Raw genomic sequence first — 12,086 nt, forward strand, 5'->3', positions numbered from 1 at the left:
GGAACTCCAAAGATTCCATTGATTTCCTATATCCGAATTTTGTCGATTCTGTTTGATAATGCCATAGAAGGAGCTTTGGAATCTGCGGAGCCAAAAATCTCAGTCGCTAATTTTTACCAAGATGGTGACTTTGTTTTCATGATTGAAAATTCAACCAAGGAAAAATCGGTAGATTTAACTAAGATTTTTGAGCGTGGCTACTCAACCAAGGGAGATAATCGCGGCCTCGGCCTAGCAACACTAATGGATTTCCAAGATGACTACGAAAATCTGTCGGTTGAAACCCACAGTTCAGATTACACATTCACACAAGTAGTGAGAATATACGATAGAGAAGGTAAAAATATTGGATAATTTAATAATTATTTTTGGCCTTTTGGTTAATTTTATAGGTTTTATTATATTAGGAATTTTATTTCAACAGATAACAAAGGTTAAAATAACGTTTTTAGAGTGGGTATTGATAATAATATTTGTTCAAACTGGTTCATTTTTAATGGACCCTAAAAAATGCTCGACGGTTATTTTAGTACTAATAAAAGATATTTCAGTGATTTTTTGTTTAATCTCACTTTCATTTCGCCATAATCCTAAAATAGGGATAAGATATCATATTTTTTATGCTTTGTATCCGATTAATCTTTATATGATTTTACAGGGAGTTTATGGTTATGGCATATTAGCAATCTTTTCAATAAAATTAAATCCACTTGCAATGACTTCACCATCGTTAGGAATTCTAATTGTCATGATGACTGAGGTTATTATTCCACCGATTTTTTACTATTTAGTTTCAAAATGGTTGAACATTGATATTTCAAATGTTCGAAAAACGCTAAAAAATTACCTTAGTGCAAGAGCGCTTAGGCTTGTTAATGTTGCTTTGTTGATTTTTTATCCGGGAATGGAATGTTTTGCGGCACTAACGCCTTTTGAGGATATGTCGATGAACAGAAATATTTATAGAGCAGTTATCTTCCTCTATTTCATTCTTCTTTTTATTTTCCTCTTTTATCTCAATTTCCGTCATGGGCAAGAGCAGAAAAATGAATTGCTTCGCAATCAAGAGATGGAGCTTGTGGCACTTGAAAATTATAGCAAGCACGTGGAGAGTTTATATGAGGAAGTGCGCAGTTTCAGGCATGACTACGCTAATGTCCTGATGAGTTTAAAGGTTGGAATTGATCAAGGCAATCTTGATGACATCAAGAAAATTTACGACGAAATTACAGCCGATTCGACGAAGCTAGTCAAGAATAATAAATTTGACCTGACTCGCTTGGCTAACATCGCAGACAGCGGCGTCAAAAGTCTCATGTCAGCTAAGTTTTTGCAAGCTGAAAATCAGGGCATCGAGATTAGCCTAGAAGTTGCCGAAAAAATGGGAACTCCAAAGATTCCATTGATTTCCTATATTCGAATTTTGTCGATTCTGTTTGATAATGCCATAGAAGGAGCTTTGGAATCTGCGGAGCCAAAAATCTCAGTCGCTAATTTTTACCAAGATGGTGGCTTTGTTTTCATGATTGAAAATTCAACTAAGGAAAAATCGGTGGATTTAACTAAGATTTTTGAGCGTGGCTATTCAACCAAAGGAGATAATCGCGGAATTGGTCTGGCAACGCTGATGAATTTCCAAGATGACTACGAGAATTTATCGGTTGAAACCCGCAGTTCAGATTATAAATTTACACAAGTAGTGAGAATATATGAGGGAGATAGTAGATGATTGAGATTATTGGATTTATTATTACAATGTTTTTGAATTTTTTTGGATTTATCATAATAGGTTTTCTTTTTCAACAAATAACTAAAACTAAGATAACTTTTCTAGAATGGTGTGCAATAATTTTATTTGTTCAAACTGGTTCAATTATTTTTGGTATCTTAACTGGTAATACTTTGAAAATAGGATTACTAGTTATCAAAGATATTGCCATTATTTTAGTTTTTATGCTGATATCGTATAGACATAATCCAAAATTAGAATTCAGATATCACATTTTTTATGCTTTATATCCAAATAGTCTTTATTTGATTATACAAGGAGTATTTGGATATACAATAATGGGACTTTTTTCAATCAAACTCTCTCCAGTCTCTACTCAAGTACATTCTTTAGCAGTATGGCTTTTTACTGCTATGGCTATTTTTGTTCCACCAATTTTTTATAATTTGCTTTCAAACTGGTTAAACATTGATATTTCAAATGTCAGAAAAACACTAAAGAATTATCTTAGTGCAAGAGCACTTAGATTTATCAATATTGTATTACTGTTTTTTTATCCAGGAGCGGAGTGTTTTGCGGCTATAGCACCTTTTGAGAAAAATTCGATAAATATAACTATTTATAGGGCGGTAATCTTCCTCTATTTCATTCTCCTTTTTATCTTCCTCTTTTACCTCAATTTCCGTCATGGGCAAGAGCAGAAAAATGAATTGCTTCGCAATCAGGAGATGGAGCTTGCGGCACTTGAAAATTATAGCAAGCACGTGAAAAGTCTTTATCAGGAGGTTCGCGGTTTCAGGCATGACTACGCTAATGTCCTGATGAGTTTGAAGGTTGGAATTGACCAAGGCAATCTTGATGACATCAAGAAAATTTATGAGGAAATCACGGCCGATTCGACGAAACTGGTCAAAAATAATAAATTTGACTTGACTCGTCTGGCTAACATCACAGACAGCGGCGTCAAAAGTCTCATGTCAGCTAAGTTTTTACAAGCTGAAAATCAGGGTATCGCGATTAGCTTGGAAGTTGCCGAAAAAATGGGAACTCCAAAGATTCCATTGATTTCCTACATCCGAATTTTGTCGATTCTGTTTGATAATGCCATAGAAGGAGCCTTGGAGTCAGAAACTCCAAAAGTTTCAGTCGCTAATTTTTACCAAGATGGTGACTTTGTTTTTATGATTGAGAATTCAACCAAGGAAAAATCGGTGGATTTAACTAAGATTTTTGAGCGTGGCTATTCAACCAGGGGAGAAAATCGTGGACTTGGTCTAGCGACGCTGATGGATTTCCAAGATGATTACGAAAATCTGTCCATCGAAACCCGCAGCTTAGATTACACATTCACACAAGTAGTGAGAATTTACGAGTCATAATTTTCTTAAAAAGCTAATTTTTGTCCTCTTAGGAATGTTTTTTGTCCTTTTAGGAATTGGGCGTCAAATTGGCACGAAAAAAAGGTATGATAGATATGGTTATCAGAGGATAACTTCTTAGTTGGAACATTGACAGATTAGATTTCTTATCGCTTTTGCTTTTTGGGTTAGTGGCAAATGAGTTTAGAAATCTTAAGAGTTTTATTGATCAATCAACCTGCTATTTCAGGTTAGTTATTATTGGAGATTAGGGGGAAATAATAGCTGGCATTATTGTCAAGTATTGGTTTAACTTTTGACATCTGTTTTTTCAGAGAATACTTACAATACTTTTAAAATCATTTCTGGGGAAGATAAAGGTGATTTATGCGCTAGTATTAGTGTTTTTCTGGGAGAAAAATCCATCCATAAAAAAAGAACTACTTGATATTAAAAGGAAATAGTTTGATGAGATTGTAGAGAGAAAGACGAGCGGAGCACTAGTATCCTTCATCGACCGCACACCAACCCTTTCTACACATCGAGTCATGAGTGTTGATTTTAGAAGATAAGACGTTTTTGTTTGCAACTAATAGTTTTTTAGTCCCTGTCGGTCGATAGGGATTTTTTATATGTTACAATAATAGATGATCAATGATGTTATTGTTTAAGGGAGAAAACAATGATTGATATCTATGTATTAGAAGATAATGTAAATCAGCAGTTCCGTATTGAGAAAATGATTGGAGACTTACTTGAGACGAATCAGTGGGAAACTCGTCATTTTGATTTATTTAGTGAACCTGATTGTTTAACTAACCTAGTTGAGGAGTCTTTTCCTCAAATTTTTTTCCTGGATATTGATATTCACGGAGATAATACCAAAGGAATCGAAGTGGCTAAGGCGATAAGGGAAAAATCACGCACAGCGACAATTGTTTTTGTGACGACTCACTCTGAATTCATGTTATTAACTTATCGAGCACAGGTTAGTGCACTTGATTTTATTGATAAAACAGATAAAGATGATGCGATAAAAGATAACTTAAAAAAATGCTTGCAAAAAGTTTTTGAGGATCAAGGACTTAACATTCCTAAGGAAATATTTGTTTTTGAAAATAACAAAACGAAAATCCGCATTCCTATGGAAGATATCCTTTATTTTGAAACCGCAGAAAGCCATCGTCTAAAGTTGATTACAAAGACTGGGCAACGTCACTTTTATGGTTCAATCAAAGAAGTGATGCAAGCTAATCAGAAATTATTTAGATGTCATAAATCATATCTTATTAACCTAAATAATATTGTTAGGTTAGATAAAAAAGAAGGTTTGGTTTATTTTGACGATGATAAAGCTTGTTATGTTTCTAGAAAATATATCAAAGACTTAAGATCAAAAATGGAAAATCTGAAATAGAAAAAACGCCAGCTTATTAGTTGGCGTTTTGTGCTTTAAAAAGGAAAGGACGGGATTTGAACCCGCGTGTGAAAGGATTCCACTTGCCAGATTTCGAGTCTGGTGCCGTACCAAGCTGGGCCACCTTTCCAAGCTCTAATAGGAATGTGAAGTGTGCTTAATCAAAAACACTAGCTAAGTCCGCATTTCTAAAAGACAATGTCATTATACTCCTTTGGAGTAAAAAAGCCAATCAAGTGAAATCTTTTGGCTTGATTACTGAATAAACGCCCATTTTTTGCTATAATAGGACTATCAATCAAAAAAAGGAAATACATTTGCAAGGTAGAATTATCAAGTCTCTAGCAGGTTTCTATTATGTAGAATCTGATGGAGTTGTTTATCAAACACGTGCGCGTGGAAATTTTAGAAAAAAAGGTCAAACACCTTACGTCGGTGATTTTGTTGATTTTTCAGCAGAAGACCATTCAGAAGGTTATATTTTAGCGATTCATGACAGAAAAAACAGTCTTGTTCGCCCACCAATTGTCAATATCGACCAAGCGGTGGTCATCATGTCAGCTAAAGAGCCTGATTTTAATGCTAATTTGTTAGATCGTTTCTTGGTTTTATTAGAGCATAAGGCGATTGAACCAATTGTTTATATTTCAAAAATGGATTTATTGACAAATCCTGATGAGATTGCAGCGATTCAACAACAATACCAAGAAATTGGCTATCAATTTTGCACATCTTTAGACGAATTGCTTCCGCTCTTGACGGACAAAGTGACCGTCTTTATGGGACAGACAGGTGTTGGAAAATCAACGTTGTTAAACAAGATTGCTCCTGGCTTAAAACTAGAAACAGGTGAAATCTCAGATAGTCTTGGGCGTGGTCGACACACGACACGAGCTGTTAGTTTTTATAATGTCAACGGTGGTAAAATCGCTGACACGCCAGGATTTTCTTCACTGGATTACGAAATAACTAATGCAGAAGACCTGAACAAAGCTTTTCCAGAGCTGCGTCGCTTAAGTCGTTTGTGTAAATTCCGTTCATGTACGCATACTCATGAACCATCGTGTGCGGTCAAAGACGCCGTTGAGTCTGGAGAATTTTGGCAGTCACGTTATGATAACTATCTTCAATTTCTCAGTGAAATTGAGAATCGTCGCGAAACATATAAGAAAGTTGTAAAAAGAAAGTAGGTACTTATGTCAAACAATAAAATCGCTCCATCAATTTTAGCTGCTGATTATGCTAACTTTGCTTCAGAATTAAAACGTATTGAAGAAACAAGCGCTGAATATGTGCACATCGATATTATGGATGGCCAATTTGTACCTAACATTACTTTCGGTGCAGATGTTGTGGCTAGCATGCGTAAACACAGCAAACTCGTTTTTGATTGCCACTTGATGGTTGTCAATCCAGAACGATTTGTTGATGCTTTTGCGCAAGCTGGTGCTGATATCATGACAATTCATGCAGAATCAACCCTTCACATTCACGGTGCCCTTCAAAAAATTAAAAAAGCTGGCATGAAAGCTGGTGTTGTTATCAATCCAGGTACACCTGTTTCAGCTATTGAACCTGTTTTGAGCTTGGTTGACCAAGTGCTTATCATGACAGTTAACCCAGGATTTGGTGGTCAAGCCTTTATTCCTGAAATGCTTGACAAGGTTCAAAAAGTCGCTAAAATTCGTGACGAAAAAGGTTATGACTTTGATATCGAAGTTGACGGCGGTGTGGATAACAAGACTATTAAAGCTTGCTACCAAGCTGGAGCTAATGTCTTTGTTGCAGGATCATATCTCTTTAAAGCTAGCGATTTGACTGCACAAGTAGAAACATTGCGCGTGGCTTTAGATGACTAAGGTAGCTGTATTTGCTGGTGGTCAATTATCAGATTTCTCCACCGGATTTGATGTCTTTGTTGGTGTGGATCGAGGCAGTTTGTTTTTGTTAGAAAATCAGCTCCCACTGGATATTGCAGTTGGTGATTTTGATTCAGTTAATCAAGATGAATTGCAAGAGATTCAGCGTAAAGCTGGTGTTTTTATTCAAGCAAATCCTGAAAAAGATGACACCGACACAGAACTAGCTCTGAAAACAGTTTTTGAGCAGTATCCAAAAGCCCAAGTGACTATTTTCGGAGCTTTTGGTGGTCGAATTGATCATATGATGTCAAATCTCTTCTTGCCTGGGGATCCTGATTTAGCACCATTTATGCGTCAGATAACTTTGCGAGACAAGCAAAACAGCATTCAGTTTTATCCAGCAGGGACTTGCCAAGTTTTACCAGAAGCTGAAATGACCTATGTGTCTTTTATGGCTGATGGCGATGCGGATTTAACCATCGAAGGGGCTAAATATAATTTGAATGCTAAGAATTTTTTCAAAAAGAAAATTTATTCTAGCAACGAATTTTTAGACCAGCAGCCTATTACAGTTACCTTAGCATCGGGTTATCTTATCGTTATTCAAAGTAAGGATAGGTAATATGTTAGTAATGACTTTATTGTTAGGAGTCATCGGAGTTGCTTTGTTGATTTACCTTTTATCAAAAATTGCAAAGCTAACTGATGATTTATCACAAAAAATGGATGATAATGCGGATAATTTATCTGACCAAGTATCTTACCAACTTGATTTAGCTCAAAAAGATCAGGTCTTGGCTTTGAATAATCAGCTTAATCGTCTGCAAAATGATTTATACACACAATTAAATGATATTCGCGATGTGCTTCACAAAAGTTTGAGTGAAAACCGCGACCGTTCTGACCAACGCTTAGAAATCATTAACCGTAATTTGACAAATTCTGTCAAAGAAATGCAAGCGTCTAATGAAAAACGCTTAGAAGAAATGCGTCAGACTGTTGAAGAAAAGCTAGAGCAGACTTTGCAGAATCGTTTGAAAGCTTCGTTCGAGACAGTTTCAAAACAATTAGAATCTGTTAACCAAGGCTTGGGTGAGATGAAAACAGTCGCTCAGGATGTTGGTACCTTGAACAAAGTGCTTTCTAATACGAAAACACGTGGTATTCTCGGTGAGTTGCAATTAGGGCAAATTATCGAAGATATTATGACGCCAAGTCAGTACGAACGTGAAGTACCAACCGTTTCTGGCTCAAGTGAACGCGTGGAATATGCTATCAAACTCCCAGGAGTTGAAGACGATGGTTATGTTTATTTGCCAATCGATTCAAAATTTCCGTTGGAAGATTATTATCGCCTAGAAGACGCTTATGAAAGTGGCGATAAAGAACAAGTTGAACTTTATCGTAAGTCACTTTTAAATAGTATCAAACGCTTTGCTAAAGATATCAATAAAAAATACTTAAATCCACCTGAGACAACCAATTTCGGTATTATGTTTTTACCGACAGAAGGATTGTATTCAGAAGTGGTTCGCAATGCTAGCTTCTTTGATAGCTTGCGACGTGATGAGAATATTGTTGTGGCAGGTCCGTCAACGCTGTCAGCTCTGTTAAATTCGCTTGCTGTCGGATTCAAAACTCTTAATATTCAGAAAAATGCGAACGATATCAGCAAGATTCTAGGGAATGTTAAGGTGGAATTTGAGAAATTTGGCAACATGCTTGTTAAAGCTCAAAAACAAATTAACACTGCAAATAATACCTTGGATAGCTTGATTTCCACACGAACAAATGCAATTATCCGTGCGTTAAATACAGTAGAATCTTACCAAGATCAAGCAACGAAAAGCTTGCTTAACCTCCCACCATTAGAAGAAGAGGACAATCATGAAAATTAGTCAAATGAAAAAAGACGAACTCTTTGAAGGGTTCTACTTGATAAAATCTGCAGAACTTCGTAAGACAAGAGCTGGTAAAGATTACATCGCCTTCACCTTCCAAGATGATAGTGGTGAAATCTCAGGAAATCTTTGGGATGCTCAGCCTTATAACGTTGAAGAATACACTGCAGGTAAAGTTGTTTATATGAAGGGACGTCGTGAGGTTTATAACGGCACACCACAAGTGAACCAAATTACGCTACGTAATACACGAGAAGGTGAGCCAAATGACCCACGTGATTTCAAAGAAAAATCACCTGTTGATGTTCTTGATGTTAAAGAATATCTTGAACAGATGATGTTTAAAATTGAAAATGCGGTTTGGCAACGTGTGGTCCGTGCACTTTATCGCAAATACGACAAAGAATTCTTTACATATCCAGCTGCTAAAACCAACCACCATGCTTTTGAATCAGGCCTAGCCTACCATACAGCAACTATGGTTCGTTTGGCAGATGCAATTGGTGATGTTTATCCGCAGCTTAATAAGAGTTTGCTTTACGCTGGTATTATGCTTCATGACTTGGCTAAAGTTATTGAATTGACAGGTCCAGACAATACAGAGTATACAGTTCGCGGTAATCTAATCGGTCACATTGCTTTGATTGATGAAGAAATTACAAAAGTTTTGACAGAGTTAAATATCGATGATACGAAAGAAGATGTTATCATTCTCCGTCACGTTGTTTTAAGTCACCATGGTTTACTGGAATATGGTAGCCCAGTTCGCCCACGTGTCATGGAAGCAGAAATTATTCACATGATTGATAATATCGATGCTGAAATGATGATGATGACAACGGCCCTAAGCCGTATCGATGAAGGTGAAATGACAAATCGTATCTTTGCTATGGACAACCGTTCTTTCTATAAACCAAAGCTATAATTAATCGATTTAAGAAATTCTAACCGTGGTTCGTCCACGGTTTTTTTAATATAAAAAAAGGTATCCAGACGGATACCTTTAATGATGTACAGTTGTATTATTTATTGCTTAGTATAGATATCTTGGTCGCCATCGCCTTCAGTCAAAGTGAGTTGATTACCGTCTAATTGATAGGTTTTCATATCATCACCGATTAGGATAATCTGCTTGTCAGCATTGACTTTTACGGGATCGATATCGATTTCTCCGTCGTATTCTTTAGTTTCTAGTTGCCCAGTTCCGTCTTTGATGGTCAAAGTTTTCACTTCATCAAATCTTTCTAGAACATAAGTTCCATCCAAAACAGTTGATGGTGCCGCGTTAGAAATATCTGAGCTGGAAGGACTAGATCCTGGATTGGTTTGGCTTGGCGTTGAAGTAGTTGAGCTTGAACTACTTTCTGAGATAGTTGAGCTAGTTTTTGCAGTTTGATTTGAAGGAGTAGCGTTGTTTTGCGCCTGACAAGCTCCTAAAAAAATTGCTAAGAGTAGCAGCCCAGTTAATGTAAACAGCTTTTTCATAATTAGACCTCCGTTTATCATTGATTCATGTGCAAGTGCACGAGGGACTATCAATTAAGCCAGAAATATTAGCTATATTATTTACAGCAGCTTTCCTTACCATTATTATATCATCGAGCATTTTTTACTGTCAAAAGATATCGCTTACTATATTGATATGACAGCTTTTCTTCCGATTTTTAAGGTGAAATGTCATGGTTAGAAAAAATATCAAATAACAAAATATTTTAATATTATGCTCTCTGGAATACCTTTACATTAGGAAAAAACATAAAAAATGTAGTTTTTTTATTAAAATGTTCGTTTTTTTCGTTTTCTTATGTTATAATAACAAAAACAGATACTAAAAAATGGAGAAATTATGAAATTACGACGTAGTGAACGCATGGTTGTCATCTCCAACTATTTGATTAACAACCCTTATAAGTTGACAAGCTTAAATACTTTTGCTGAAAAATATGAAGCAGCAAAATCTTCGATTTCTGAAGATATCGCCATCATCAAAAAAGCTTTTGAAGAATCTGGAATTGGCGAAATTGAAACAGTCACAGGGGCAAGTGGAGGTGTCATTTTTACACCAGGAATCTCTGAAGAAGAAGCAAGAGCGGTTATTGAAGACTTACGTGATAGTATGTCAGAAAGTAATCGTATCCTTCCAGGTGGTTATATTTATTTATCAGACTTGCTAAGTACCCCACGCATTTTACAAAGTGTTGGGCGTATTATTGCTAATGCCTTTAAAGGACACAAGATTGATGCTGTTATGACAGTTGCAACAAAAGGTGTGCCATTAGCTAATGCTGTAGCGAATATCTTAAACGTACCTTTTGTTATTGTTCGTCGAGACCTTAAAATCACTGAAGGTTCTACGGTTTCTGTCAATTACGCAAGTGGATCAAGTGACCGTATTGAAAAGATGTTCTTGTCAAAACGTAGCTTGAAACCAAATAGCCGAGTATTGATTGTCGATGACTTCCTTAAAGGTGGTGGTACTATTTCTGGTATGGTTAGCCTTTTGACAGAATTTGATAGTACATTAGTCGGAGTCGCTGTTTTCGCTGAAAATGCCCAAGAAAAACGTGACCGCATGAACTACAAATCATTGCTAAAAGTTTCAGAAATTGACGTTAAAAATAACCACGTTAAAGTTGAACTTGGTAATATCTTTGACAAATAATCAAAAAGAGGCGAGAGCCTCTTTTTTTGTATCTTCGAAAATAATGTTTTAAAACAGGAAAAACAAGCAAAATCAGTTGACATGTTGCTAGTCTTATGGTATTATTATGAACGGTACTTTTTACTTTTGGTCTCTCCAGAGTGTACAGAGACGTGCTGACAAATGTTGCAAAGTACACATTTTAGATAGGGACTGTCACCAAGCGCCCTATCAACCAAAATAAAAATCTTACAGGAGAAAAGTAGATGCCTACAATCAACCAGTTGGTACGTAAACCACGTAAATCTAAAGTTGAAAAATCTAAATCACCAGCTCTTAACGTTGGTTACAACAGCCACAAAAAAGTTCAAACTAACGTATCTTCACCACAAAAACGTGGTGTTGCAACACGTGTTGGAACAATGACACCTAAAAAACCTAACTCAGCCCTTCGTAAATTCGCTCGTGTACGTTTGAGCAACCTTATCGAAGTTACTGCATACATCCCAGGTATCGGACACAACCTTCAAGAACACAGTGTTGTTCTTATCCGTGGTGGACGTGTAAAAGACCTTCCAGGGGTACGTTACCACATCGTTCGTGGTGCACTTGATACTGCAGGTGTTGCTGACCGTAAACAAAGCCGTTCTAAATACGGTGCTAAACGTCCTAAAGGATAATAAGAAGGGAGATAAGAAAGAATGAGTCGTAAAAATAGAGCGCCAAAACGCGAAGTATTGCCAGATCCATTATACAATTCACAACTTGTAACACGTCTTATCAACCGTGTTATGCTTGATGGTAAACGTGGTACTGCTGCATCAATCGTATATGATGCATTTGAACAAATTAAAGAAGCTACTGGAAACGATGCACTTGAAGTATTCGAAACAGCTATGGAAAACATCATGCCTGTTCTTGAAGTACGTGCTCGTCGTGTCGGTGGTTCTAACTACCAAGTCCCAGTTGAAGTTCGTCCAGAACGTCGTACAACTCTTGGACTTCGTTGGTTGGTAAACGCATCACGTGATCGTGGTGAACACACTATGAAAGATCGTCTTGCAAAAGAAATCCTTGATGCTGCTAACAACACTGGTGCTTCAGTTAAAAAACGTGAAGATACACACCGTATGGCAGAAGCAAACCGTGCATTCGCACACTTCCGCTGGTAATCTGCA

Annotated in this window: 13 protein-coding genes and 1 tRNA gene; 12 read left to right on the forward strand and 2 right to left on the reverse strand. The window is 36.7% G+C overall.

The annotated features are described in order from the left end of the window. The 4 genes from E0E02_RS06240 to E0E02_RS06255 all read left to right on the forward strand — a co-directional run. A partial coding sequence (locus tag E0E02_RS06240; RefSeq protein WP_133018144.1) for a GHKL domain-containing protein occupies positions 1-354 on the forward strand: 354 nt, incomplete at its 5' end. Then, entirely contained in the window at positions 347-1,729 is a 1,383-nt protein-coding gene (locus E0E02_RS06245) for a GHKL domain-containing protein (protein ID WP_240789019.1), read from the forward strand. The genes E0E02_RS06240 and E0E02_RS06245, both read left to right, overlap by 8 nt. Further along, the gene (locus E0E02_RS06250) at positions 1,726-3,108 is read left to right on the forward strand and encodes a GHKL domain-containing protein (RefSeq protein WP_133018145.1); all 1,383 of its coding nucleotides are present in this window, start codon (positions 1,726-1,728) and stop codon (positions 3,106-3,108) included. The genes E0E02_RS06245 and E0E02_RS06250 overlap by 4 nt, the downstream gene beginning before the upstream one ends. Before the next feature lie 661 nt (positions 3,109-3,769). After that, complete coding sequence (locus tag E0E02_RS06255; RefSeq protein ID WP_133018146.1) at positions 3,770-4,504, forward strand: LytTR family DNA-binding domain-containing protein; 735 nt, start codon at positions 3,770-3,772, stop codon at positions 4,502-4,504. A gap of 41 nt (positions 4,505-4,545) precedes the next feature. On the opposite strand, the gene E0E02_RS06260 is transcribed toward E0E02_RS06255, so the two are convergent. Next, positions 4,546-4,634: transfer RNA gene (locus E0E02_RS06260), tRNA-Ser, on the reverse strand. Positions 4,635-4,821: 187 nt separating this feature from the next. Between E0E02_RS06260 and rsgA the strand changes: the two genes are divergently transcribed. The 5 genes from rsgA to E0E02_RS06285 are packed head-to-tail and all read left to right on the forward strand — an operon-like array spanning position 4,822 to position 9,192. After that, positions 4,822-5,694, forward strand: coding sequence for a ribosome small subunit-dependent GTPase A (gene rsgA, locus E0E02_RS06265; protein ID WP_133018147.1), 873 nt, complete (start codon positions 4,822-4,824; stop codon positions 5,692-5,694). A gap of 6 nt (positions 5,695-5,700) precedes the next feature. Continuing rightward, complete coding sequence (rpe, locus tag E0E02_RS06270) at positions 5,701-6,363, forward strand: ribulose-phosphate 3-epimerase (RefSeq protein WP_074560922.1); 663 nt, start codon at positions 5,701-5,703, stop codon at positions 6,361-6,363. Further along, on the forward strand, positions 6,356-6,988 hold the full coding sequence (locus E0E02_RS06275; protein ID WP_133018148.1) for a thiamine diphosphokinase: 633 nt from the start codon (positions 6,356-6,358) through the stop codon (positions 6,986-6,988). The genes rpe and E0E02_RS06275 overlap by 8 nt, the downstream gene beginning before the upstream one ends. 1 nt (position 6,989) lies before the next feature. Next, positions 6,990-8,264: a DNA recombination protein RmuC gene (locus E0E02_RS06280; protein ID WP_074560920.1), complete on the forward strand. Its 1,275-nt coding sequence runs from the start codon at positions 6,990-6,992 to the stop codon at positions 8,262-8,264. After that, complete coding sequence (locus tag E0E02_RS06285; protein ID WP_006531898.1) at positions 8,254-9,192, forward strand: 3'-5' exoribonuclease YhaM family protein; 939 nt, start codon at positions 8,254-8,256, stop codon at positions 9,190-9,192. The genes E0E02_RS06280 and E0E02_RS06285 overlap by 11 nt, the downstream gene beginning before the upstream one ends. A gap of 101 nt (positions 9,193-9,293) precedes the next feature. Here E0E02_RS06285 and E0E02_RS06290 read toward each other — a convergent pair whose 3' ends face one another. Beyond that, complete coding sequence (locus E0E02_RS06290; RefSeq protein ID WP_165937142.1) at positions 9,294-9,752, reverse strand: hypothetical protein; 459 nt, start codon at positions 9,750-9,752, stop codon at positions 9,294-9,296. A 361-nt stretch (positions 9,753-10,113) separates the two neighbouring features. Between E0E02_RS06290 and purR the strand changes: the two genes are divergently transcribed. From purR to rpsG, 3 genes are all read left to right on the forward strand, one after another. Beyond that, a complete protein-coding gene (gene purR, locus E0E02_RS06295) occupies positions 10,114-10,929 on the forward strand; it encodes a pur operon repressor (protein WP_039696241.1) in 816 nt (271 codons plus the stop codon). Positions 10,930-11,174: 245 nt separating this feature from the next. Further along, the gene (gene rpsL, locus E0E02_RS06305) at positions 11,175-11,588 is read left to right on the forward strand and encodes a 30S ribosomal protein S12 (RefSeq protein WP_003066537.1); all 414 of its coding nucleotides are present in this window, start codon (positions 11,175-11,177) and stop codon (positions 11,586-11,588) included. Between the two features lie 21 nt (positions 11,589-11,609). After that, complete coding sequence (gene rpsG, locus E0E02_RS06310; protein WP_004233289.1) at positions 11,610-12,080, forward strand: 30S ribosomal protein S7; 471 nt, start codon at positions 11,610-11,612, stop codon at positions 12,078-12,080. Positions 12,081-12,086 lie beyond the last annotated feature (6 nt).

The organism is Streptococcus sp. KCJ4932 (assembly GCF_004352745.1).
GTDB classification, from domain to species: domain Bacteria; phylum Bacillota; class Bacilli; order Lactobacillales; family Streptococcaceae; genus Streptococcus; species Streptococcus ruminicola.

Excerpts from the sequence above, each read along its gene's own strand:
- E0E02_RS06250 (WP_133018145.1), top strand. The coding sequence starts at position 1,726 with ATGATTGAGATTATTGGATTTATTATTACAATGTTTTTGAATTTTTTT.
- E0E02_RS06255 (WP_133018146.1), top strand. The coding sequence starts at position 3,770 with ATGATTGATATCTATGTATTAGAAGATAATGTAAATCAGCAGTTCCGT.
- rpe (WP_074560922.1), top strand. The coding sequence starts at position 5,701 with ATGTCAAACAATAAAATCGCTCCATCAATTTTAGCTGCTGATTATGCT.
- E0E02_RS06275 (WP_133018148.1), top strand. The coding sequence starts at position 6,356 with ATGACTAAGGTAGCTGTATTTGCTGGTGGTCAATTATCAGATTTCTCC.
- E0E02_RS06280 (WP_074560920.1), top strand. The coding sequence starts at position 6,990 with ATGTTAGTAATGACTTTATTGTTAGGAGTCATCGGAGTTGCTTTGTTG.
- E0E02_RS06285 (WP_006531898.1), top strand. The coding sequence starts at position 8,254 with ATGAAAATTAGTCAAATGAAAAAAGACGAACTCTTTGAAGGGTTCTAC.
- E0E02_RS06290 (WP_165937142.1), bottom strand. The coding sequence starts at position 9,752 with ATGAAAAAGCTGTTTACATTAACTGGGCTGCTACTCTTAGCAATTTTT.
- purR (WP_039696241.1), top strand. The coding sequence starts at position 10,114 with ATGAAATTACGACGTAGTGAACGCATGGTTGTCATCTCCAACTATTTG.
- rpsL (WP_003066537.1), top strand. The coding sequence starts at position 11,175 with ATGCCTACAATCAACCAGTTGGTACGTAAACCACGTAAATCTAAAGTT.
- rpsG (WP_004233289.1), top strand. The coding sequence starts at position 11,610 with ATGAGTCGTAAAAATAGAGCGCCAAAACGCGAAGTATTGCCAGATCCA.